The organism is Streptomyces griseoflavus, assembly GCF_014649995.1.
Taxonomy (GTDB): Bacteria; Actinomycetota; Actinomycetes; order Streptomycetales; family Streptomycetaceae; genus Streptomyces; species Streptomyces griseoflavus.
The window spans coordinates 52,428-74,618 of sequence record NZ_BMUC01000018.1 but is presented as its reverse complement, the minus strand read 5'-3'; the positions used below and the strand labels follow the sequence as shown (position 1 = coordinate 74,618).

Sequence of the window (22,191 nt, the reverse complement as noted above, 5' to 3'; positions counted from 1 at the left end):
CGGAAACAGGTGGGAACCGATCCGTGCCCGGCGGTGTAACAAGAGTGTGAGGACGCGGGAGGGGGGCCGCATCGTCGATGAGGCCGCGGTGATCGCACGCGTACGCGCCGGGGAGCCGGAGGCGTACGCGGAGCTGGTGCGGGCCCACACGGGCATCGCGCTCAGGGCGGCGGCCGCGCTCGGGGCGGGGGCGGACGCGGAGGACGTGGTGCAGCAGGCCTTCGTGAAGGCGTACTGCGCGCTCGGCCGGTTCCGGGACGGCATGGCGTTCCGGCCGTGGCTACTGTCGATCGTGGCCAATGAGACGAGGAACACAGTGCGTGCGGCGGTGCGGCGGCACACCCTCGCCGGCCGCGAGGCGGCGTTCGTGGAGGCGGAGCCGGTGATACCGGCGTCGGCCGATCCGGCGGTGGCGACGCTGGAGACGGAGCGCCGCCGGGCGCTGGAGGCCGCCCTGGAGAAGCTGAGCGAGGAGCACCGGCTGGTCGTCACCTACCGCTATCTGCTGGAGATGGACGAGCGGGAGACCGCCCAGGCGCTGGGCTGGCCCCGGGGCACGGTGAAGTCCCGGCTGAACCGCGCGCTGCGCAAGCTGGAGCGCCTGTTGCCGGACTTCCGGCCCCGGGAAGGGGGTGAGACGGGTGGGTGAGCGGGACGACGGTGAGGCCGAGCGCCTGCGGGAGGAGCTGCGGGCCTTCGGCCGGTCCCTGGACGGGCCGGACGGGGCGGCGGGGTCCGAGTCGATGGTCGAGCGGGTGCTGGGTCAGATACTCGCCGGGGAACTGCCGGCTCCGGTCACCCGGCCGGCGGGCGCCGGCCCGCGGCTGCGCGCGGTGCGGCGCTGGACGCGGGCGCGGTGGCGGTCGCTGGTCGCGGCCCTGTGCGGGCTGCTGACGGTGCTGGCGCTGACCCCTCCGGTGCGGGCGGCGGTGACCGACTGGTTCGGCTTCGGCGGGGTCGAGGTGCGGTACGACCCGTCGGCGGAGCCCTCGCCGGGGGCGCAGGTACCAGGGTGCGGGCGGTCGGTGTCGCTCGGCGAGGCGGAGCGGCGGGCGGGGTTCGCGCCACTGGTGCCGAAGACGCTGGGACTCCCGGACGCGGTGGCGGTGAGCGGGCTGCCGCGGGGGCGGTTCCTGGTGAGTCTGTGCTGGCGGGAGGAGGGGCGGACGATCCGTCTCGACCAGTTCCCTGGCCGCCTGGACGTCACCTTCGTCAAGAGCGTGCGCGAGCAGCCCGAGTGGCTGTCGTCGGCCGGGGAGGACGGGGAGGAAGGGGTCCCGGAGCCGGTCCTGTGGTTCTCGCGGCCGCATGTGCTGAGCTTCTGGATGGTGGACACGGACGGTCACCGGTTCACCCGGGCCGAGCGCACGGCCGGGCCGACCCTGCTGTGGTCCCACCGGGGCGCGGGCGGCGAGGGGGTGGCCGCGGACGGGGTGACGCTGCGGCTGGAGGGGGTGGCGTCGAAGGCGCGGGCGCTGGAGATCGCGGGGGCGGTGGGGGAAGCGTCCGGGTAGCCAGGTGTCCCGGCTACCGGACGTCGTGACGGACCGAATGGGAACCCCGGCGGGTCGGGCGGTGTACCAGAAGTGACAGGCGGCCCGTGGTCGGGCCGCACGGGGATCGACCGGCCGAGTGGGGGCCCGGATGCGCGCGTGGAAGGACAGACTTCGACGACTGACGGCAGGGGTGGGCGCGTCGGCGGCCGCGCTGGCCCTGACGGTGTGGGGAGCGTCGCCGGCCTCCGCCGGGGGGCCGACGAGCGTGCTGGTGGTCTCGCCGGAGAGCGAGGAGACCGCTTCGCTGTACCACTCCGACCAGGGGTACGCCGAGCTGGAGCGGCTGCTCGGACCCGCCGGCAAGGGCACCCGGGAGAGGCCCCCGGAGGCCGTCTCGGCCTCGGCCCGGCTGATCAACGTGACGTGGATGGTGCACGACGTGACGCCGTGGCGGGTGGACCGTGTCTTCATGGGCGACGCGGACAAGGACGTGTGGATACACACCGCGGCCCATCCCGGTGATGCGCCGAACGGCCTCTGGCACCGGGCCGAGCACCCGAGGGACGTGCGCACGTTCCTGTTCGCGCTGGGTGTGATGGGCGAGACGGCGGGCGCCGGATCGGCCCCCGGGATCTACCCGGCACCGTGGGAGACCGAGTCGGCCGGCCCCGGGACGGAGCGGGACACGGCAGTCTCCGGGACCCCCGCCGCGGCGAGGGCGGGCGACGGCGCCGACTGGTGGTGGGCGATACCGGGGGTGGCGGTGGGAGCGGCGCTGGCTCTGGTGCTGCGCCCGTACCTGAAGCGGTGGCCGACCAGGCGCCGGCAGAAGGGCGACCCGGGACCCAGGCAGGAGCTGCTGGACGTCTGACGGCGGGCCGCGGCGGCCCGGTGGGTGACCGGACCGCCGCGGGACCGAGCGACGCGGGGGGCGCCTCAGCCGAGGTCGATCTCCGGGTACAGCGGGAAGCCGGCGACCAGATCGGTGGCGCGGCGGGAGACCTCGTCGGCGATCTTCTCGTCGAGGACGTGGGAGGCCTTGGAAGGGGCGCCGGACTTGGTGGTGCCGGCCTCCGTGGACGTCAGGACACGGTCGATGAGACCGGCGACCTCGTCCATCTCCGCCGTGCCCAGACCACGGGTGGTCAGCGCGGGGGTGCCGACGCGGATGCCGGAGGTGTACCAGGCTCCGTTGGGGTCGGCGGGGATCGCGTTGCGGTTGGTGACGACGCCCGAGTCGAGCAGGGCCGCCTCGGCCTGGCGGCCGGTGAGGCCGTAGGAGGTGGCGACGTCGATCAGGTTGAGGTGGTTGTCGGTGCCGCCGGTGACCAGGGCCGCGCCGCGGCGCATCAGCCCCTCGGCGAGGGCCCGGGAGTTGTCCACGATGCACTGGGCGTAGTCCCGGAAGGCGGGCTGCCGGGCCTCCGCGAGGGCGACGGCCTTGGCGGCCATCACGTGCGGGAGCGGACCGCCGAGGACCATCGGGCAACCGCGGTCGACCTGGTCCTTGAGGGAGTCGTCGCACAGCACCATGCCACCGCGCGGGCCGCGCAGCGACTTGTGGGTCGTGGTGGTGACGATCTGGGCGTGCGGGACCGGGTCGAAGTCTCCGGTGAGGACCTTGCCGGCGACGAGACCGGCGAAGTGCGCCATGTCGACCATGAGCGTGGCGCCGACCTCGTCGGCGATCTCGCGCATGATCCGGAAGTTCACCAGACGGGGGTAGGCGGAGTAGCCGGCGACGATGATCAGCGGCTTGAACTCGCGGGCGGAGGCACGCAGGGCCTCGTAGTCGATCAGGCCGGTGGCCGGGTCGGTGCCGTAGGAGCGCTGGTCGAACATCTTGCCGGAGATGTTCGGGCGGAAGCCGTGGGTGAGGTGGCCGCCGGCGTCCAGGGACATGCCGAGCATGCGCTGGTTGCCGAAGGCCTGGCGGAGTTCGGCCCAGTCCGCCTCGGAGAGGTCGTTGACCTGGCGGGCGCCGGTCTTCTCCAGGAAGGGCGCCTCGACGCGGTCGGCGAGGACCGCCCAGAAGGCGACGAGGTTGGCGTCGATGCCGGAGTGCGGCTGGACGTAGGCGTGGCGGGCGCCGAAGAGCTCCTTGGCGTGCTCGGCGGCGAGCGACTCGACGGTGTCCACGTTGCGGCAGCCGGCGTAGAAGCGGCGGCCGACGGTGCCCTCGGCGTACTTGTCGCTGAACCAGTTCCCCATCGCGAGGAGGGTGGCCGGGGAAGCGTAGTTCTCGGAGGCGATCAGCTTGAGCATCTCGCGCTGGTCGGCGACCTCCTGGCCGATGGCGTCGGCGACGCGCGGCTCGACGGCGCGGATCACGTCGAGGGCGGAGCGGAAGGCGGTGGAAGCGGTGGAGACGGGCTCGGCGGACATGGAGGACCTCCGGACGTGGCGTTCGGCGTTCACGGTACGGCCCAGGCGCACGGCACGGTGCCGGCCCCGGCGGTGTGCGGGTCCGGGGGCCGCTTCCCGATGGTTGCTCCATCCCAGCGCGCCAGTCACGGCCCACGGTCAGGTTACCGGGCGGCACGCAGTGCCACGGGTGGGCGTCCACCATACGGGCGTCGGCGTCCGCCCGGCCCCTAGAGGATCACGTGCGGCAGGAAGCGGGCGTAGTCGTCGGTCACCAGGCCCGAGGACTCGCGGATGCCGAGACCGGCCGCCTCGTTCTCCACCACCCACGTGCCGAGGACGACGTGGTTGCCGTCGAAGTCGGGCAGGGGGGCGAGCTGTTGGTAACAGCAGGGTTCGTCGCGGAGCACGGGCCCGGTGCCGGGCCGGTGGACGGTCACGCCCGCGCCCTCGCGGCCGAGCAGGGGCTTGGCGACCCAGCCGGTGGTGTCCGCCAGTTCCCGCGGGCCGTCGAGGTAGGAGGGGAGGAGGTTGGGGTGGCCGGGGTACAGCTCCCAGAGGATCGCGAGCAGGGCCTTGTTGCTGAGGAGCATCTTCCAGGCGGGCTCGATCCAGAGGGTGGAGCCCGTGCCGCCGCCGTTGTCGAGGGTGTCGAGTACATGACCGGCGAAGCGGTCGGTGGTCAGCCACTCCCAGGGATAGAGCTTGAAGATGCTGCGGATGAAGCGGAGCCCGTTGTCGACGAAGCGGCCCGACAGGCGGTCCCAGCCGATCTCCTCCATGGACAGCCAGTCGGTGGCGAGACCGGCCTGCTCGGCGGTCTCCTTGAGATAGGCGACGGTCATCAGGTCCTCGCCGAGCTCGTCGGCGGAGGAGTGGGCGAAGTACAGGGGGCTGCCCGGCGGCAGGAGGGAGGCCTGCTTCCGCCAGGCGTCGACGAGGCGTTCGTGGAGGGAGTTCCACTGGTCGGCGCCGGGGAAGCGCTCCTCCATCCAGAACCACTGGGGCGAGGCCGCCTCCACCAGGGAGGTCGGGGTGTCGGCGTTGTACTCCAGCAGCTTCGCGGGGCCCGTGCCGTCGTAGCGGAGGTCGAAGCGGCCGTAGAGCGAGGGGAGTTCGGCGCGCCGGTGCCAGGCCTCGGCGACCACGCGGGCGATCCGCGGGTCGGTGATGCCGAGATCGGCGAAGCGGTCGGCGGTGACGATGTGCTCGGCCGCCGCGAGGCACATGTGGTGCAGCTCCTCGACGACCTCCTCCAGCCTCTCGACCTCGTCCAGGGAGAAGACGTAATAGGCGCTCTCGTCCCAGTAGGGGCGCAGCGACCCGTCGGGATAGCGGGTGAGCGGATAGATGAGCCCTTGCTCCTCGACGGTCTCCTGCCAGCCGGGGCGGGGCTCGATGGTGCGCCGTTCCACGGTCCGCTCAGCCGCCGCCGCTGCCGGAGCCCGAGCAGCCGAAGCCGCCCCGGTCGACCGCCTCGCTGCGGCTGAACGTGCCGCGATCGGCGTAGCCGGCGCTGACGTCGGCGTCGTAGTACCAGTCGGCGTCGCCGCCACGGGACCTGCTCTTGCCGTACGACCCGGAGGAGGAGGAAGAAGAAGAGGACGTGCAGTTCTTGTCCGCGACGACCTTGTAGCCCTTGACGTAGTCGTAGCTGTCCCGGTCCACGCACCGCCGGTCGGGGTCCGACCCGCAGGAGGTCAGGGCCGCCGCGAGCACACCCATCCCTCCGAGTACCACCGTGCTCGACCGCAACCGCCGCCGTGACTCCGCCATGACTCCCCCTGTGTGCCGCTTCCACGTCCGCCGGGGCCATGTCCGCTCCCGGCTCGCGGCGGACAGCCTAGAGACCACCCGCCGTCCGGCACCAACAGCCCCCGGCTGCCGCCCTCGTGACACCGCCCCTTTGCGCCTGTTGGCGCCGAATGCGCGCTTGGTTCCTCAGGGCAGCGCCCTGCACAGGGCCTCCAGGGTGGCGGCCCAGGCGTGGTCCGGAGGCGTCGCGTAGCCGACGACCAGGGCGTCGGAGGGGGTGACGTCGGCGTCGGGGTGGCGGAAGCGGGAGAGGCCGTGGACCAGGAGCCCGTGCCAGGTGGCTGCCTGCACGACGGACCGTTCGGTGCCGGGCGGCAGCCGGAGGACGGCGTGGAGGCCGGCCGCGATGCCGGTGACCTGGACGTCCGGTGCCCGTTCGGCGAGGGCCCGGACGAGGGCGTCGCGGCGCCGGCGGTAGCGCAGGCGGGCGGCGCGGACGTGACGGTCGTAGGCGCCGGAGGTGAGGAACTCGGCGAGGGTGAGCTGTTCGACGACGCCGACGGTGAGGCCGCCGTGCTCGGTGACGGCGGGGAGGAGCGACGGGGGCACGACCATCCAGCCCAGACGGAGGCCCGGGGCGAGGGACTTGCTGGCCGTGCCGAGGTAGACGACGTGGTCGGGGTCGAGGTCCTGGAGCGCGCCGACGGGCTGGCGGTCGTAGCGGAACTCGCCGTCGTAGTCGTCCTCCAGGATCAGCGTGCCGGTGCGGCGGGCCAGGTCGACGACGGCGGCGCGGCGTTCGGGGAGGAGGGCGCCGCCCAGGGGGAACTGGTGGGCGGGGCTGAGGAGTACCGCGTCGGCGGTCCCCGGCTCCTGGGCGCGCGTGCCGAGGGCGTCGTGGGGCAGCGGGGTGGTGTGCAGGCCGGCGCGGGTGGCCAGGTCCCGGTGGACGTCCAGACCGTAGGACTCCACGGCCAGGGTGCGGGCGCCGCGGGCGCGCAGGACCTCGCAGAGCAGGCGGAGGCCGTCGGCGAAACCCGGGCGGACGACGAGGTGTTCGGGGTCGGCGCGCACGCCCCGGACGCGTGCCAGGTAGTCCGCGAGCGCGGTGCGCAGTTCGGGGCGGCCCCGCGGGTCGCCGTAGCCGAAGGCGTCGTGGGGCGCGGCGGCGAGGGCGCGGCGGGTGGCCCTGAGCCATTCCGCGCGGGGGAAGGAGGAGAGGTCGGGGGTGCCGGGGACGAGGCTGTAGGGGAGGCGGCCGGGCGTCCGGCGGGGGGAGGGAGCGGCGGCCGGCGGGGCGGGGGCCGCGCGGTCGGCGACGCGGGTGCCGGAGCCCTGCCGTGCGGTGAGCCGTCCCTCGGCGACCAGGTCGGCGTAGGCGTCGGCGACGGTGTTGCGGGCGATGCCCAGGTCGGCGGCGAGGGAGCGGGAGGAGGGCAGGCGGGTGCCCGGTGCGAGGCGGCCGGTGCGGACGGCCTCGCGCAGGGCGTCGGTGAGGCCGCGGCGCAGGCCGGGGCCGGTGGGGTCGAGGTGGAGATCGATGCCGAAAGTGGCCCAGCGTTCCGCCATGGAAATGGACCATACTCCTGGGCCGGACCGCTCCTAGGGTCGAGGCATGACCACCACCGAAACGACGCCGGCCACGACCACCGCGACCCCACCGTACGCCGCCGAGGTGCCCGCCCGGGTGGAGTGGGCCCGGCACGCTCCCGAGGTCTACAAGGCGATGGTCCGGCTGGACTCCGCCGCCAGGAAGGGCCTCGACCCCACCCTGTACGAACTGGTGAAGATCCGTGCCTCGCAGATCAACCGCTGCGCCTTCTGCCTGGACATGCACAGCAAGGACGCCCTCGCGGCCGGCGAGAGCATCGAGCGGATCGTGCAGCTCACCGCGTGGGAGGAGTCGCGGCACTTCTACACGGAGAAGGAGCTCGCGGCGATCGAGCTGACGGAGGCCGTCACCGTCCTGACGGACGGCTTCGTGCCCGACGAGGTGTACGGGCGGGCCGCCGAGTGGTTCGACGAGGCGGAGCTGTCCCAGCTGATCGCCGCGATCACGGTGATCAACGCCTGGAACCGGTTCGGTGTGACGTGCCGCATGGCGCCGGGTCACTACCAGCCGGGACAGCACCGCTGACGGTTCCTACGACCGTCCCGCCGCGCCGGGGGTCAGGGCAGCCACTCCTTCCAGACGGACGCGTGGCTGTCCACCCACTTCTCGGCCGCCTGGCGCGGTGACAGCTTCCGGTCGGCGATCAGCAGGGAGACCTCGTTCTGGTCCTCCGTCGTCCACCTGAAGTTCCTGAGCAGCTCGGCCGCCTCGCCGCCGTTCCTCGCGAAGTCCGCGTTGAGGTACTTCTGCAGCGGCGTGACCGGGTAGGCGCAGGCGACCTCCGCCGGGTCGGCGTCGCAGCCCTCCTCGTATGCGGGCAGCTTCACCTCGGTCATCGGTACCTGCTCGAACAGCCACTGGGGCGTGTACCAGTAGGTGAGGAACGGCTTCTTCTCCTTGGCGAACTGCTTGATCTGGGTGATCTGCGCCGCCTCGGAGCCGGCGAACACCACCCGGTAGTCCAGCTTCAGGTTCTTCACCAGCGCCTTGTCGTTGGTGACGTAGGAGGGCGAGCCGTCCATCAGCTGGCCCTTGCCGCCGCTCTCCGGGGTGCGGAACCGGTCGGCGTACTTGTTGAGGTTCTTCCAGTCGGTGACGTCCGGGTGCTGCTCGGCGAAGTACGTCGGCACGTACCAGCCGATGTGCCCGGTGACGCCGAGGTCGCCGCCGGGGGTGATCGTCTTCTTCTCCTCGACGTACCGCTGTTCCTGCTCGGGGTGCCCCCAGTCCTCCAGGATCGCGTCGACCCTGCCCTGGCTGAGCGCGTCCCAGGCGGGCACCTCGTCGACCTGGACGGTGTCGACGCGGTAGCCGAGCTCGTGCTCCAGCAGGTACTGGGCGACGGCCACGTTGGCCTGCGCGCCCACCCAGGACTGCACGGAGAGGGTGACCGTCCTGGCTCCCTGGGCGTTCGCGAAGGGCGACGCCTGCCGGGTCATGTCGGCGGCGCCGCAGCCGGTCAGGGTCAGCAGCGCGAACGCGGAACCGGCGGCCACCGCCGGCATCGTACGGAATCGCATGTCACGCTCCCTTCCGTGTGCGGCGTCCGGTCGGCTGGGTGACCCGGTCGAGCGTCAGGCCCAGGCAGACGATCGCCGCCCCGGCGACCAGACCGGTCGCCAGGTCGCCCTGGGCGAGGCCGAGGACGACGTCGTAGCCGAGCGCGCCGCCGCCGACCAGACCGCCGATGATGACGACGGCGAGGACGAGCACGACGCCCTGGTTGACGGCGAGCAGCAGCGCCCGGCGGGCCAGCGGGAGCTGGACCTGGCGCAGTTGCTGGCCGCTGGTCGCGCCGAGCGAGCGGGCCGCCTCCAGGGCGGCCGGGTCGACCTGGCGCAGGCCCTGGGCGGTGATGCGGACGACGGCCGGCAGCGCGTAGACGATCGCGGCGGCGACGGCCGGGGCGCGCCCGACGCCGAACAGGGCGACGACGGGGATGAGGTACACGAACTGCGGCATGGTCTGGAACACGTCCAGCACGGGTCGCAGCAGGCGTTCGACACGGTCGCTGCGGGCGGCGGCGACACCGGTCGCGAAGCCGATGACGAGGGTCACGGCGACGGCCGCGAGGACCTGCGAGAGGGTGTCCAGCGAGGCGTTCCACACGCCGAGCACGCCGATCGCGGCCATGGCCGAGACGGCGGTGAGCGCGGTGCGCCACGTGCCGATCACCCAGGCCAGGGCGGCGACGGCCAGGAGCACCGACCACCAGGGCAGCCACTGCAGGCCGTCCCGGAGCGGGTCGAGGACCCAGGTGGTGAAGCGGCCCGCCCAGTCGGCGGTGCCTCCGACGACGGGCACGCCCGAGTACAGGTGGTCGGTCATCCAGTCGACGGCCCGGTTGACCGGTTCGGCGATGCCCACGACCCAGCCGTCGGGCCACTCCAGGCGGTCCGTGAGCCGTCCGGCGACCGCGACGGCCGCGGCGGCGGCCAGGGCGCCCGCCCACAGCGCGCGGGCGTGCGGAACGGGCGCCTGCCCGAGCCGCGCGCCGGCCGCGCCGGTCACCCGGTCGAGGACGACCGCGAGCAGCACGATCGGGATGCCGGCCGCGAGCGCGGCGCCCACGTCGACCGAGGCCAGGGCCTGGTAGACGCGGTCGCCGAGACCGCCGGCGCCGATGACGGAGGCGATGACGGCCATGGACAGCGCCATCATGATCGTCTGGTTGAGGCCGAGGAGCAGTTCCTTCCGGGCAAGGGGGATGCGCGCGGTCAGCAGGCGCTGGCGGGCGGTGGTCCCGAGCGACTCGACCGCCTCCAGCACCTCCTTGTCGGCGCCGCGCAGCCCGAGCGCGGTGAGACGGGCCATCGGCGGGGCGGCGTAGACGACAGTGGCCAGGACGGCCGCGGGGACGCCGATGCCGAACACCAGGACGACGGGGAGGAGGTAGGCGAAGGCCGGGAGGACCTGCATGGTGTCGAGGACCGGGCGCAGGACGCGGTCCATGCGGTCGGACAGGCCGGCGGCGAGGCCGAGGAGCACACCCACGAGGACGGACGCGGCCACGGCGACCACCATGAGCGCGAGGGTCTGCATGGTCGGCACCCACATGCCGAGGAGGCCGCAGGCGAGGAACGCCAGGGCGGTTCCGAGGGCGAGGCGGACGCCCGCCGCGCGCCAGGCGATCAGGGCGGCCACGCCGGTCACTCCCGCCCAGCCGACGGCGAGGAGGGCGAGGTAGACGGCGCGTACGGAGAGGACGACGGCGTTGCTGACGTGGCCGAGGAAGTGGAGGAAGAGGGGGTGGGAGTCGCGGTTGTCGATGATCCAGTCGCTGGCCCCGCCGAGGGGTCCGGAGACGTCGACCGTCAGGGCCTCGGGCCAGGTGCCGCTCGCCCAGCGGGCGGCGGCGAGGGGGACGAGGACGGCCGCGACGAGGGTCAGGGCGGCCAGTTTGCGGACGGCCGGGCTGGTCCGGACGCCCCGCGGGGACGCCTTGCCGGCCGGTGCGGTGAGGATCGCCATCACACCGGCTCCTCGCTGGTGGTGGCCGTGGGGGGTGCCGGTTCACGGCGCGGCGCCGGTACGGCCCTGTCGGCGCGGGCGTCCGCGGTCGTGGCGGACGCTCCGGCGACCACGTCCAGCAGCGCGCCCGCGTCGACCACGCCCACGCACTTGCCCCGGTCCAGGACCCGGGCGGAGGTGCCCGCCCGGGACACCGCCTCGATGGCCTCCGAGACCGTGGCGTCCGGGCTGACGCCGGGGCCCGTGGCGGCTTCCTCGGAGGAGAGCGGGGGGCGCATCGCGGTGCGGACGGTCAGGACCTGTTCGCGCGGGACGTCGCGGACGAACGCGCGGACGTAGTCGTCGGCGGGCGAGCCCACGATCTCCTCCGGGGTGCCCAGCTGGACCACGCGGCCGTCCCGCATGAGGGCGATGCGGTCGCCGAGTTTCAGGGCCTCCTGGAGGTCGTGGGTGATGAAGACCATGGTGCGGCCCTCCTCCCGGTGCAGCCGGATCACCTCCTCCTGCATGTCGCGCCGGATCAGCGGGTCGAGCGCGCTGAACGGCTCGTCGAAGAGGAGGACCTCGGGGTCGACGGCGAGGGCGCGGGCGAGTCCGACGCGCTGGCGCTGGCCGCCGGAGAGCTGGGCGGGTCTGCGCTGCTCCATGCCTTCCAGGCCGACCTTGGCGACGACCTCGGCGGCCTTCTCACGGCGCTCGCCCCTGCCCATGCCCTGGATCTCCAGGCCGTAGGCGACGTTGTCGAGGACGGTGCGGTGCGGCAGCAGGCCGAAGTGCTGGAAGACCATGGCGGCGCGGTGCCGGCGCAGCGTGCGCAGGCGTGCCCGGTCCATGGCGCGGACGTCCTCGCCGTCGATGGCGATGGTGCCCGCGGTCGGCTCGATCAGCCGGGTCAGGCAGCGCACCAGCGTGGACTTGCCGGAGCCGGACAGGCCCATGACGACGAAGACCTCGCCCTTGCGGACGTCGAAGCTCACGTCGCGCACGGCGGCCGTGCAGCCGGTGCGGGCACGCAGTGCGGCGGGGTCGAGGTCGGCGAGCCGGGGGTCGCCGGGGACCCGGCCGGCCTTGGGTCCGAAGACCTTCCACAGGCCGTGGACGGCGAAGACGGGGGTGTCGGTGGCGGGAGTGCCGGTGGTCGTCACGCGGCGCCTCCGATCAGGTCGGCGGCGCGTTCGCCGACCATGAGGACGCAGATCATCGGGTTGACGGCGGTCATGGTCGGGAAGACGGAGGCGTCCGCGATCCGGATGCCCCGCAGTCCGCGGATCCGCAGCTCCGGGTCGACGACCGCCTGTTCGTCGCCGGCGTCGCCCATCCTGCAGGTGCCCGCCGGGTGGTAGACGGTGTGGGCGGCCTTGCGGGCGTACTCGCTCAGTTCCTCGTCGCCGGTGACGTCAGGTCCGGGCGCGACCTCACGCCTGAGCCAGTGGGCCAGCGGTTCGGTCTTCGCGATCTCGCGGGCGATGCGGATGCCGTCGACGAGGGTGCGCCCGTCGTAGTCGTCCTCGTCGGTGAAGTAGCGGAAGTCGAGGGCCGGTTTGACGTCCGGGTCGGCGCTGGTGAGGTAGAGGCGGCCGCGAGACTTCGGCTTGGGGATGTTCGGGGTCATGGAGACACCGAACTCCGGCCGCCGGTAGCCCAGTCGCTCCGGGTTGTCGGTGAACGGGATCTGGTAGAAGTGGAACATCAGGTCGGGGCCCGCGTGCTCGGGATCGCGGCGCACGAACAGTCCGGCGTCGGAGTCCATCGCGGAGTTCTCCGGGATGGGGCCGTCCGTCTCCCAGACGATCACCGACTCGGGGTGGTCGAGCAGGTTCTCACCGACGCCGGGCAGGTCGAGCGCCACGGGTATGCCGAGCGCCTCCAGGTCGGCACGGGGACCGATGCCGGAGTGCAGCAGCAGCCGCGGGGAGTCGACGGCTCCGGCGCACAGCACCACCTCGCGCCGCGCCCTGACGAGGATCTCCTCGCCGTCCTTGGCGCGCACGTGGACGCCCTCGGCGCGGGTGCCGTCCAGTTCCAGCCGGTACGCCCAGGTCTCCAGCATGAGCGTGAGGTTGGGGCGCTCGTCCATCACGGGATGGAGGTAGGCCACCGAGGCCGAGGAGCGTTTGTTGTCCTCCGGGTGGTAGGCCAGGTCGAAGAAGCCGACGCCTTCGGCGAACGGCTTCTCGTTGAAGCCCTCGATCCGGGGCACGTCGAGGGCGGTCCGCGCGGCGTCGACGAAGTCCCGGGCGATGGCGTTGCGGTCCTTCTCGTCGACCGGGACGATGTTGTTGCGGAGCCGGGCGTAGTAGGCCTCCATCTGCACCGCGCCCCAGCCCTTGGCGCCGGCCGCCTCCCACTCGTCCCAGTCGGACGGCAGCGGCTTGAACGCGATGAGCGTGTTGTGCGAGGAGCAGCCGCCGAGGACGCGGGCGCGGCTGTGCCGGATGTGCGAGTTGCCGCGCGGCTGTTCGGTGGTCGGGTAGTCGTAGTCCAGTTCGCCGCCGAGCAGGCCCATCCAGCGGCGCAGGGTCAGTACGTCGTCGCGGCCGACGTCGCTGGGGCCGCCCTCGATGACGGCGACGGTCACGTCCGGGTTCTCGGTCAGCCGGGAGGCGATGACGGATCCGGCGGTGCCGCCGCCTATGACGACGTAGTCGTAGGTGAGTTCACGTTCGGGGGTGTGAGCTGGCATCGGGGTGGTACTCCTCCGGGGACTCGGGGACGGGTGGTCGGTCGCGGGTACGACGCGCGGTACGGCCGGCGGCGAGGGGTACGGCTGTGCGTGCCGTGCCCCTCGCCGGGGTCCGCGGTACCGCCGGTGCGCGGCACGGTGGGCGGTGGGGACGGAGCCGGGGGCGGTGCGGGGGCACCGCCCGGCGGTCCGTGGGTCAGCCGGCGAACCAGCGCACCGGCTTGGGCGCCAGGTTCTGGTAGACGTGCTTGGTCTCGCGGTACTCGGCGAGACCGGCCGGGCCGAGTTCACGGCCCACTCCGCTCCTGCCGAACCCGCCCCACTCCGCCTGCGGGAGGTAGGGGTGGAAGTCGTTGATCCACACGGTGCCGTGGCGCAGCCGTCCGGCCACCCGGCGGGCGCGGCCCGCGTCGGCGGTCCACACCGCGCCGGCCAGGCCGTACTCGGTGTCGTTGGCGAGGGCGACGGCCTCGTCCTCGGTGCGGAAGGTCTCGACGGTGAGGACGGGACCGAAGACCTCCTCGCGCACGACGCGCATCTCGCGGTGGCAGCGGTCGAGGACGGTCGGCTCGTAGAAGTAGCCGGCCTCGGGCCGTTCCGCGGACGGTTCGGGCCGCTTGCCGCCGGAGCGCAGCACCGCGCCCTCCTTGAGCGCGGACTCGACGTACTCCTCGACCTTCGCGCGCTGCTGCGCGGAGACCAGCGGACCGCACTCGACGCCGTCCTCGGTGCCCCGGCCGAGCCTGATCCGCTCGGCGCGGCGGGCGAGTTCGGCGACGAAGCGGTCCCGGACCGGCTCCTCGACGATGAGGCGGGCACCCGCCGAGCAGACCTGGCCGCTGTGGATGAAGGCCGCGTTGAGGGCCTGGTCGACGGCGGTGTCGAAGCCCTCCTCGGTGGCGCAGGCGTCGGCGAAGACGACGTTGGGGTTCTTGCCGCCGAGTTCCAGGGCCACCTTCTTCACTCCCGGGGCAGCGGCCTGGGCGACCTTGGTGCCGCTGGCCAGGCCGCCGGTGAAGGAGACCAGGTCGACGTCCGGGTGCCCGGCCATCCGGGCGCCGACGGTGTGGCCGGGGCCGGTGACGACATTGGCGACTCCGGCGGGCAGTCCGGCCTCGGTCAGCAGGTCGATCAGGGCGACGGTGGTGAGCGGGGTGATCTCGCTGGGTTTGACGACGAAGGTGTTGCCGGCCGCGAGAGCCGGTGCGATCTTCCAACTGGCTTGGAGAAGCGGATAGTTCCAGGGGGTGATCAGGGCACAGACGCCGACCGGCTCGTGCACGACGACGCTGTGGACGTCGGGCGATCCCGCGTCGACGACCCGTCCGGGCGCCTCCCCGGCGACCAGGTCGGCGAAGTAACGGAAGGCGTCGGCCACGCAGTCGATGTCGACGCGGCCCTCCTCGACGGTCTTGCCCGCGTCCCTGCTCTCCAGCAGACCGAGCTTCTCCCGGTCCCGTACGAGCAGTTCGGCGACGCGGCGCAGCAGCGCGGCCCGTTCGGCGGCCGGCGTGTGCGGCCAGGGGCCCTCGTCGAAGGCGCGGCGCGCGGCGGCCACCGCGAGGTCGGCGTCCCTCTCGTCGCCCTCCGCGACGACGGCGAACGGGAGGGCGTCCGCGGGGTCGAGGATCTCGCGGGTGGCCCCCGAGGCGGCGGCCCGCCACTCGCCCCCCGCGTGGATGGTGCCGCGCGCCCGAAGTTCTGTGCTGTCCGCCATGACCGTCAACTGCCTTCCGTTCCTGTTCCCTGTCCGTGCATCACACAGGTGTCACCCACGGGACCGGGTGCTCCTGCCCGGACGCCCCGGATGCATGCCGATTCCGCGTCCGGAGTGCGCCGGGTCACGGGGTGGCCGGGAGGAGGTGCGGGTGCCGGACCGGCGGCGGGAGCCCCGCGGACTTCGCCAGGCAGCGGTCCGGCCGGGAACGCGGCGGGCCCCGTACCGGTGGAACCGGTACGGGGCCCGAGAGCCTGCGCGGGGGGACCCGGCGCGGGTCGGATCAGATGAGGCCGAGGCCGCGGACCGCCTCGCGCTCCTCCTCGAGCTCCTTGACGGAGGCGTCGATCCGGGCGCGGGAGAACTCGTTGATCTCCAGGCCCTGGACGATCTCGTACTTGCCGTCCTTCACGGTGACCGGGAAGGAGGAGATGAGGCCCTCCGGCACGCCGTAGGAGCCGTCCGACGGGATGCCCATGGAGGCCCAGTCGCCGTCGGCGGTGCCGTTCACCCAGGTGTGCACGTGGTCGACGGCGGCGTTGGCGGCGGAGGCGGCCGACGAGGCGCCACGGGCCTCGATGATCGCGGCACCGCGCTTGGCGACGGTCGGGATGAAGTCCTCGGCCAGCCACTTCTCGTCGTTCACGACCTCAGCGGCGTTCTTGCCGGCGACGGTGGCGTGGAAGATGTCCGGGTACTGGGTGGCGGAGTGGTTGCCCCAGATCGTCAGCTTCTTGATCTCCGAGACCGGGACGCCGGTCTTCTTCGACAGCTGGGTCAGCGCGCGGTTGTGGTCCAGGCGGGTCATGGCCGTGAACCGCTCGGCCGGCACGTCCGGGGCGGCGGCCTGGGCGATCAGCGCGTTGGTGTTGGCCGGGTTGCCGACGACCAGGACGCGGATGTCGTCCGCGGCGTGGGCGTTGATGGCCTGGCCCTGCGGCTTGAAGATGCCGCCGTTGGCCTCGAGGAGGTCACCGCGCTCCATGCCCTTGGTACGCGGACGGGCGCCCACGAGGAGGCCGACGTTCGCGCCGTCGAACGCCACGTTCGGGTCGTCCGTGATGTCGATGCCCTGCAGCAGCGGGAACGCGCAGTCGTCGAGCTCCATGGCCGTGCCCTCGGCGGCCTTCAGCGCCGGGGTGATCTCCAGCAGGCGCAGCTTGACCGGCACGTCCGCGCCGAGCAGCTGGCCGGAGGCGATGCGGAAGAGCAGGGCGTAACCGATCTGGCCGGCCGCGCCGGTGACGGTGACGTTCACGGGAGTGCGGGTCATGGCGTTCTCCGTATGACAGCTGGCGGTGGGGCGGTCCCTGCCCCGGGATGCTGGATCCCGCTCCGGCTCGTGACCGGCGACCGCCAGGATGATCGATCATCGGTTCGAATGATCGATCTCTTGGCGTCAAGAGAGATCCAGCGGTCAGGCTATCGCGCATCCGCGAGGGCGGACGGCCGGGTCCGCTGTGGCCCGCCCCACAGAGTGACGGGCCGCGTACGCGGGTACCGGGCAGGACACGGGAGGGGCGGCCGCTCCGTCCGGGAGAGGTGGGGACGGAGCGGCCGCCGTCGGGGACCGATCGTGCCGGACTCCCGTGGGGGTACTTGTCGCCTGCCCGCCTTTCGCGGGCCCATTCACGTTCCCACGATTCCCCCACACATGTGCGCCCGTATGGCTTACGTGCGGGTGCCCCGGCCGGGGGCCCGGGAGAAGATGCCGCGCCAGGATTCCGGGGCCGGAGCCCCCGGGGGCGGAAAGACGTGCGGCCCGGCCGCCCCGGAGTGTCCGAGGCGTCGGGCCGGCTGGGAGCCCCTGCTGCGGGCTACTCCGTGCAGCCCTTCTCACCGGAGGCCGCCAGCGTCGCGCAGGCCTTGGCGTCGGTCTCGTTCTCGACCGGCACCATCGCGGTGTAGGTGACCGTGTCACCGGCCGCGGAGATGGTGTCGCTCTGCTTCGAGGAACCCGCACTGATCTCGACCGTGTCGCCCTGCCCCGCCTGGGTGATCCTCCCCCACGCCGCGCCGCAGGTCTCGCTGTAGCGGACCTCCACCGTGGCGGTGCCGACGGTCACGGTCTGCGCCGTGGTGACGAGGTCACCGCTGCATCCCATGGCCTCGGCGTCCTTGCCGTCGCAGCTCGCGCCGCTGCACTCGACACCCGGCGGCAGGTTCACGTCGCTGGTGGCCGTCGGCGACGGGGACTTCGCGGCGTCGTCCTTCTTCCTGTCGTTCTCGGTCCCGGTGACGTAGAACGCCGCGGCGATCAGCACGAGCGCCCCCACCGCACCGGCGATGAACGTCGACGTCCGCTTCTTGCCGCCGGGACGGCCCGGGCCGGCCTGGCGGCCGCGACCCGAGGTGCCCCGGGGCGGCGCTCCGTGCGCCCCCGCCGTCCGTCCACCGGCGGGCGGTGCGGACGGGGCGCGGGTGCCGCGCCGGCCCTGCGGCGCCCCGGCGGAACCGGAGACACCCCAGGAGTTCCCGGGCGCGTCGTCCTGGCGGACGCCGCCGGCGGCGTCCCGCACGTCGGAGGCGGTCGGCTGCGGCGGCACGCTCGGCGCGACACCGGCCGGCCCCGCGACACCCGGACGGACGGCGGCCCCGCCCTTGCGGGGCCTGCCGCCCGAGGACGGCCCGGCGAGCTCGCTGAGCGCGGCACGCGCCTGCGAGATCCGGATCGCCTCCATCGTCATGTCGTGACGCATCTCCGAGCGGCTCCAGGCGCGCTCGGCGAGCTCCCACATGGTGGTGAGGTGCAGCGGGTTGGTCCCGGTGACCTCGGCCAGGGCCACGATCGCGCCCTTCGGCGCCAGCAGGCGCCCGTTCAGATAGCGCTCCCAGGACGTCTTGCTGTAGCCCGTGCGGTCGGAGACCGACGCGACGCTCAGGCCGCTGCGGTCCACCACTCGCCTGAGCTGGCTCGTGAACTCCCTGATCTGCGGATCGAGTTCCTCCGGCAAGGCCTTCCAACGAGGCATTGCTTCCCCCTCTTCCCCCCGGTTCGTGCTGTTCTTCCCTCGCGCATGGTGCCCTCTGCCGAGTCCCCGTCCGGCTACCCACAGGGATGCCGCCAGCCAGGGTCTCAGTTCCCGGGGTGGGGGCGCACGGGAGCATCTGGGCCGTGGGCGTGCACCGTCGCACGCCCGCTCGCTCGCCCCCAGTGTCCCACCGGTCGGACCCTGGACCGAACAGAACCCGGAAGAAGCGGGTGGAACGTGTCGCACCGCACCCGTTTGCCCCTGTTCGATCCCCTGTCCGGCATCTTGTCGCATGAATCCCGTACGCCCCACGCGTCCGGCGGCCCCGACCGTCCGCCCGCGGCGTGCTTCACGGGCGTGCCGCCCGCCTGACGTGCGGATGTGTCGCGGGCATGTCGCAGTCGCATCGCGGGGCTGTCAGCGGATTCCGGGCGACGTAGCGGAACGGTCACTTCCGTGCCACAGCGGCCGGGCAGCCGTTGAACAGGCGCTTCACCGTGCAGGAGTGTGGTGCGCGGCGACGGCCCGTCCTCTCACGGGGGTGAGGACGGGCCGTCGCCGCCGACGATCCGGATGCGGCTCAGCCGCTGATCGTGAAGTGCAGCAGATCCGCCAGGAACGGGATCCTCAGCTTCGGCTCCGGCTGGACCATCAGCGCCAGCACCACGATCCCCAGGCCCAGCCCGCCGTACGTGACGATGTCGGTGAAGCGGGAGCGCACCGCGAGCATGCCGACGTTCCGCACCAGCCAGCGCATCAGCGCCCCGGCCACCAGGGCCACACCGATCAGCAGCGTGCCGAGCCGGAACTGGTCCACCGCGGTGACCAGCAGCCCGATCCCGACCGTGAGCAGGACGGCGAGGATCGGCCACTGGCGGGCGGGCGCGGGGGCGTCACTCGGGGCCGCCCTGCCACCGCCCTCGGGGCGCGCGGTGTCCCGGGTGAAGAGCGGGAACCGGCGGGTGGCGCGCCGCGGCCTGCCCTCGGCGTCGGGCGCGCTGACGGGGTCGCGGACCGTGATCTCCTCGGGCCGCTCCGGCGCCCCGGGGGTGCCGGACGCCTCGGGGGCGTCGTGCTCAGCCGACACTGCGCTCCGCCGCCTCGACCACGTTGACCAGCAGCTGGGCCCGGGTCATCGGGCCGACACCGCCGGGGTTCGGGGCGACCCAGCCGGCCACCTCGGCCACGCCCGGGTGGACATCGCCCACGATCTTGCCCTCGGCACTGCGGGAGACGCCGACGTCCAGGACGGCCGCGCCCGGCTTGACGTCCTCGGGGCGGATCAGGTGGGCGCTGCCCGCGGCGGCCACGATGATGTCCGCCCGCCGCAGGTGCGCGGCCAGGTCGCGGGTGCCGGTGTGGCACTGGGTCACGGTGGCGTTCTCGCTGCGCCGGGTCAGCAGCAGCGGCATCGGGCGGCCGATGGTGACACCGCGTCCGACGACCACCACCTCGGCTCCCTTGATCTCCACGCCGTGGCGGCGCAGCAGGGTGATGATGCCGTTGGGGGTGCAGGGCAGCGGGGCCGGCTCGTTGAGGACGAGACGGCCGAGGTTCATCGGGTGGAGGCCGTCGGCGTCCTTCTCGGGGTCCATCAGTTCGAGGATGCGGTTCTCGTCGATGCCCTTGGGCAGCGGCAGCTGGACGATGTAACCGGTGCAGGCGGGGTCCTCGTTCAGCTCCCGGACGACCGCCTCGATCTCCTCCTGCGTCGCCGTTCCCGGCAGTTCGCGCTGGATGGAGGCGATGCCCACCTGGGCGCAGTCACGGTGCTTGCCCGCGACGTACTTCTGGCTGCCGGGGTCCTCCCCCACGAGGATCGTGCCGAGGCCGGGCGTGACGCCCTTCTCCTTCAGCGCCGCCACGCGGGCGGTCAGATCGGACTTGATCTCGGCTGCGGTGGCCTTGCCATCGAGAATCTGGGCGGTCATGCCCCCCATCCTCGCGGATGACCGGGCCCCGGTTCCAATCAGCCCGCATTCCGGCCACCCGGCGCCCGCCCCCGTAATCGATCGTCTTCGGTCCGAACCGGTCCAAGATCAGCGATGTTGCACTTGCACAACACATACGGCGTACGCCTGGACAAGGAAAGGAACGGTCAAGAACGATGAGTGGCACAGTGCCGCGGGCAGAACCGGGGGGACGGACCGCATCTGTGTACCTTCCTCCGCGCCGGCCCTCGCGTCGTCCCCGCACTCGAAGCGCAAACGGAGGAAGAACCGCCATGAGTTTCGGCGACCCGAACAACCCCTACGGGCAGCCGCCCCAGCAGCCCCCGGCCGGCCCCGGCTACGGCTACCCCCAGCAGCCCGGTGCCCCGCAGCAGGGTTACGGCTACCCCGCGGCCCCGCCGGTGTCCCAGCCGTACGGCGGCGGTTACGCCCCCACCCAGATGCCCGGCATCACGCGCGCCGCGCAGATCCTGCTCGCCGTGATCGCCGTGGCCCACGTGATCATCGCGGCCGTGTACGCCGTGGCGCTGGCCGAGTGGGACGAGCTGGTGGACGAGGCCGGCATCAGCGGCGACGTCAACGCGGAGGAGTTCGCCGACCTGGGCAAGGGCGTCATCGTCTTCTTCGTCGGCCTGGCCTCCGTCTTCGCGATCCTCGGCCTGGTGCTGCTGCTGCAGTACGCCAAGGGCGGCAACGGCGTGCGCGTCTGCTCGATCGTGTACGCCTCGTTCGCGATAGTCAGCGGCATCTTCGCCCTCGGCATGTACGGGCTCGGCCTGGTCATCTGGGTCGTCTCGATCCTGGTGATCGTCTTCGCGGCGAAGCGCGCCAGCGCGGAATGGTTCAGGCGACCCAGGTACTGAACCGGCGGGCGCGTCCGCGCCGTTCACCGCCCTCGGGCCGTGTCCCCACCCGAGCGTGGGGGCACGGCCCTGATGCGTTGCGGCACCCGGCCGCCCGGGCGGGCGGCCGGACGGTGGGCTCAGGCCGCGGGAACGAGCCGGCGGTGGGTGCCCGCCGCGACGACGCCGCTGACGACGGCGGGGTCCGGCCGCTCCCGGGGGGCGCGCCCCCCGACGGCGAGTGTCACCCGCGCCGTCCCCAGGACGTCCCCCTCCTGCTCCAGGACGAGATCGATCACCGGGCGGCCGCCGGTGTCCCCGGCCACCCGGGCGCGGCAGTCGGTGGGCAGCTCGAACTCCCCGAAGCGCAGGAAGGCGACGTCGCAGCCGGTGAGCGCCAGCCGGTGCGGCGCGGCGTCGAGGTCCCACAGCTCCCGGGCGGCCGTGAGGGCCGTCTGCCGGAAGGTCTCGAAGATCACCGCGCCCGGGATGTGGTCGACGTCGTGGTCGAACAACGCGGGGTGGGTGCGGTCCACGACCACCTGGGCCACCACCTCGGAACCGGACACGGTGACCCGGCCCAGGACGACGTTGGCGGTCAGTTCGCGACCCACCTTCGCGGGCGCCTGGCGGTTGCCCAGGGGGTGGGCGCGCCGTGGGGTCAGGGCCAGGCCGGCCCGGGCCCGGGCGCGCAGCTGCCGCATGGCCCGGCGCGGTGTCCACCGGTAGGCGAGCCGCATGGTCGCCGCCGCCCGGCCGTCGAACAGGGCCCGTACCTCCACGAGGGCGCCGCACGGCCGGCCGGCCCGCTCCCGGAGGTCGGTGAACTCCCCCTCCACGGTGACGGCGGCGGGCGCCGCGCCCATGCGCAGGGCGTCCGCGTCGACGATCTCCAGGGCGCCCCGGTCGAAGACGAAGCTGCTGTCCTCGGGCGCCGACAGGTACGCGTGCGAGGCGAGGATGCAGGCCTGCCGGAAGATCTCCACGACGAGCAGCGGGTCGTAGGACGAGGCCGCCGGTCCGTCCCGCAGGTGGTCGCTGTAGTACAGGTGCGCCCGCGGTGGCTGGGCCGCCACCCGGAAGGTGCGTTTGCCGGTGCGCCGGGCGTCGGTCAGGAAGCACTCGCTGACGGCGGCGCGGTGGGTGAGGGCGCGGTCGACGGTCCGTGTGTAGGACAGGGCCCCGTCTGTCATGGGGTGGTGCCTCCTCGGGCGGGTCGGATGTCGGATGGGGCGGTGCCGGGCCGGAGGCCGGGGCGGCAGCCGGGGCGGCGGCGGGGCGGGGGACCGCCGCCGCCCCGGGCGGGCTCGGGGGAGGGGGGTGGCGG

At 73.2% G+C, this 22,191-nt stretch carries 19 protein-coding genes and 1 riboswitch; of the genes, 5 read left to right on the top strand and 14 right to left on the bottom strand.

Annotated elements, in window-relative coordinates; all coding sequences use genetic code 11:
* Positions 1-88 precede the first annotated feature (88 nt).
* The 3 genes from IE172_RS29385 (at position 89) to IE172_RS29375 (ending at position 2,367) form a co-directional block, all read left to right on the top strand.
* Complete coding sequence (locus IE172_RS29385; RefSeq protein ID WP_190100367.1) at positions 89-649, top strand: RNA polymerase sigma factor; 561 nt, start codon at positions 89-91, stop codon at positions 647-649.
* On the top strand, positions 642-1,514 hold the full coding sequence (locus tag IE172_RS29380) for a hypothetical protein (protein ID WP_229886547.1): 873 nt from the start codon (positions 642-644) through the stop codon (positions 1,512-1,514). The genes IE172_RS29385 and IE172_RS29380 overlap by 8 nt, the downstream gene beginning before the upstream one ends.
* A 130-nt stretch (positions 1,515-1,644) precedes the next feature.
* Positions 1,645-2,367: a hypothetical protein gene (locus IE172_RS29375; RefSeq protein WP_190100365.1), complete on the top strand. Its 723-nt coding sequence runs from the start codon at positions 1,645-1,647 to the stop codon at positions 2,365-2,367.
* A 65-nt stretch (positions 2,368-2,432) separates the two neighbouring features.
* Here IE172_RS29375 and IE172_RS29370 read toward each other — a convergent pair whose 3' ends face one another.
* The 4 genes from IE172_RS29370 to pdxR all read right to left on the bottom strand — a co-directional run bounded on the left by IE172_RS29370 (position 2,433) and on the right by pdxR (position 7,184).
* Positions 2,433-3,914 carry a glycine hydroxymethyltransferase gene (locus IE172_RS29370; protein ID WP_438817028.1) on the bottom strand — a complete coding sequence of 494 codons (1,482 nt, stop codon included), beginning with the start codon at positions 3,912-3,914 and terminating at the stop codon, positions 2,433-2,435.
* A riboswitch (ZMP/ZTP riboswitch) is annotated at positions 3,914-4,020 on the bottom strand. Its footprint overlaps the gene before it by 1 nt.
* 70 nt (positions 4,021-4,090) lie before the next feature.
* On the bottom strand, positions 4,091-5,275 hold the full coding sequence (locus tag IE172_RS29365; protein ID WP_190100363.1) for a glutathionylspermidine synthase family protein: 1,185 nt from the start codon (positions 5,273-5,275) through the stop codon (positions 4,091-4,093).
* A gap of 7 nt (positions 5,276-5,282) precedes the next feature.
* Complete coding sequence (locus IE172_RS29360) at positions 5,283-5,636, bottom strand: hypothetical protein (RefSeq protein ID WP_190100362.1); 354 nt, start codon at positions 5,634-5,636, stop codon at positions 5,283-5,285.
* A 165-nt stretch (positions 5,637-5,801) separates the two neighbouring features.
* Positions 5,802-7,184 (bottom strand): MocR-like pyridoxine biosynthesis transcription factor PdxR, encoded by a 1,383-nt coding sequence (gene pdxR, locus IE172_RS29355; RefSeq protein WP_190100361.1) that lies wholly within the window; start codon positions 7,182-7,184, stop codon positions 5,802-5,804.
* Positions 7,185-7,230: 46 nt separating this feature from the next.
* Here pdxR and IE172_RS29350 point away from each other — a divergent pair, with 46 nt between their 5' ends.
* Positions 7,231-7,752, top strand: coding sequence for a carboxymuconolactone decarboxylase family protein (locus IE172_RS29350; RefSeq protein ID WP_190100360.1), 522 nt, complete (start codon positions 7,231-7,233; stop codon positions 7,750-7,752).
* 32 nt (positions 7,753-7,784) lie between these two features.
* On the opposite strand, the gene IE172_RS29345 is transcribed toward IE172_RS29350, so the two are convergent.
* The 9 genes from IE172_RS29345 to IE172_RS29305 all read right to left on the bottom strand — a co-directional run bounded on the left by IE172_RS29345 (position 7,785) and on the right by IE172_RS29305 (position 20,001).
* A complete protein-coding gene (locus IE172_RS29345) occupies positions 7,785-8,747 on the bottom strand; it encodes an ABC transporter substrate-binding protein (RefSeq protein ID WP_190100359.1) in 963 nt (320 codons plus the stop codon).
* A gap of 1 nt (position 8,748) precedes the next feature.
* Positions 8,749-10,698 carry an ABC transporter permease gene (locus IE172_RS29340; protein WP_190100358.1) on the bottom strand — a complete coding sequence of 650 codons (1,950 nt, stop codon included), beginning with the start codon at positions 10,696-10,698 and terminating at the stop codon, positions 8,749-8,751.
* The gene (locus tag IE172_RS29335) at positions 10,698-11,843 is read right to left on the bottom strand and encodes a quaternary amine ABC transporter ATP-binding protein (protein ID WP_190100357.1); all 1,146 of its coding nucleotides are present in this window, start codon (positions 11,841-11,843) and stop codon (positions 10,698-10,700) included. The genes IE172_RS29340 and IE172_RS29335 overlap by 1 nt, the downstream gene beginning before the upstream one ends.
* Positions 11,840-13,381 (bottom strand): GMC family oxidoreductase, encoded by a 1,542-nt coding sequence (locus tag IE172_RS29330; RefSeq protein ID WP_190100356.1) that lies wholly within the window; start codon positions 13,379-13,381, stop codon positions 11,840-11,842. Before IE172_RS29330 ends, IE172_RS29335 begins: the two co-directional genes overlap by 4 nt.
* Positions 13,382-13,577: 196 nt before the next feature.
* Positions 13,578-15,098 (bottom strand): aldehyde dehydrogenase family protein, encoded by a 1,521-nt coding sequence (locus IE172_RS29325; protein ID WP_190100355.1) that lies wholly within the window; start codon positions 15,096-15,098, stop codon positions 13,578-13,580.
* Between the two features lie 283 nt (positions 15,099-15,381).
* Complete coding sequence (locus IE172_RS29320) at positions 15,382-16,371, bottom strand: malate dehydrogenase (RefSeq protein ID WP_190100354.1); 990 nt, start codon at positions 16,369-16,371, stop codon at positions 15,382-15,384.
* A gap of 544 nt (positions 16,372-16,915) precedes the next feature.
* Positions 16,916-18,070, bottom strand: a complete 1,155-nt coding sequence (locus IE172_RS29315; protein ID WP_190100353.1) for a helix-turn-helix domain-containing protein — start codon at positions 18,068-18,070, stop codon at positions 16,916-16,918.
* 580 nt (positions 18,071-18,650) lie between these two features.
* Positions 18,651-19,157: a DUF3017 domain-containing protein gene (locus IE172_RS29310; protein ID WP_190100352.1), complete on the bottom strand. Its 507-nt coding sequence runs from the start codon at positions 19,155-19,157 to the stop codon at positions 18,651-18,653.
* The gene (locus tag IE172_RS29305; RefSeq protein WP_190100351.1) at positions 19,147-20,001 is read right to left on the bottom strand and encodes a bifunctional methylenetetrahydrofolate dehydrogenase/methenyltetrahydrofolate cyclohydrolase; all 855 of its coding nucleotides are present in this window, start codon (positions 19,999-20,001) and stop codon (positions 19,147-19,149) included. The genes IE172_RS29310 and IE172_RS29305 overlap by 11 nt, the downstream gene beginning before the upstream one ends.
* A gap of 293 nt (positions 20,002-20,294) precedes the next feature.
* Here IE172_RS29305 and IE172_RS29300 point away from each other — a divergent pair, with 293 nt between their 5' ends.
* The gene (locus tag IE172_RS29300) at positions 20,295-20,885 is read left to right on the top strand and encodes a hypothetical protein (RefSeq protein ID WP_190100350.1); all 591 of its coding nucleotides are present in this window, start codon (positions 20,295-20,297) and stop codon (positions 20,883-20,885) included.
* A gap of 119 nt (positions 20,886-21,004) precedes the next feature.
* On the opposite strand, the gene IE172_RS29295 is transcribed toward IE172_RS29300, so the two are convergent.
* Positions 21,005-22,057, bottom strand: a complete 1,053-nt coding sequence (locus IE172_RS29295; RefSeq protein ID WP_190100349.1) for an AfsA-related hotdog domain-containing protein — start codon at positions 22,055-22,057, stop codon at positions 21,005-21,007.
* Positions 22,058-22,191: the final 134 nt, after the last annotated feature.

Bases quoted from the DNA above. Each gene is read 5' to 3' on its own strand.
- IE172_RS29375 (WP_190100365.1), top strand. From the start codon at position 1,645: ATGCGCGCGTGGAAGGACAGACTTCGACGACTGACGGCAGGGGTGGGC.
- IE172_RS29360 (WP_190100362.1), bottom strand. From the start codon at position 5,636: ATGGCGGAGTCACGGCGGCGGTTGCGGTCGAGCACGGTGGTACTCGGA.
- pdxR (WP_190100361.1), bottom strand. From the start codon at position 7,184: ATGGCGGAACGCTGGGCCACTTTCGGCATCGATCTCCACCTCGACCCC.
- IE172_RS29350 (WP_190100360.1), top strand. From the start codon at position 7,231: ATGACCACCACCGAAACGACGCCGGCCACGACCACCGCGACCCCACCG.
- IE172_RS29345 (WP_190100359.1), bottom strand. From the start codon at position 8,747: ATGCGATTCCGTACGATGCCGGCGGTGGCCGCCGGTTCCGCGTTCGCG.
- IE172_RS29340 (WP_190100358.1), bottom strand. From the start codon at position 10,698: ATGGCGATCCTCACCGCACCGGCCGGCAAGGCGTCCCCGCGGGGCGTC.
- IE172_RS29330 (WP_190100356.1), bottom strand. From the start codon at position 13,381: ATGCCAGCTCACACCCCCGAACGTGAACTCACCTACGACTACGTCGTC.
- IE172_RS29325 (WP_190100355.1), bottom strand. From the start codon at position 15,098: ATGGCGGACAGCACAGAACTTCGGGCGCGCGGCACCATCCACGCGGGG.
- IE172_RS29320 (WP_190100354.1), bottom strand. From the start codon at position 16,371: ATGACCCGCACTCCCGTGAACGTCACCGTCACCGGCGCGGCCGGCCAG.
- IE172_RS29315 (WP_190100353.1), bottom strand. From the start codon at position 18,070: ATGCCTCGTTGGAAGGCCTTGCCGGAGGAACTCGATCCGCAGATCAGG.
- IE172_RS29305 (WP_190100351.1), bottom strand. From the start codon at position 20,001: ATGACCGCCCAGATTCTCGATGGCAAGGCCACCGCAGCCGAGATCAAG.
- IE172_RS29300 (WP_190100350.1), top strand. From the start codon at position 20,295: ATGAGTTTCGGCGACCCGAACAACCCCTACGGGCAGCCGCCCCAGCAG.
- IE172_RS29295 (WP_190100349.1), bottom strand. From the start codon at position 22,057: ATGACAGACGGGGCCCTGTCCTACACACGGACCGTCGACCGCGCCCTC.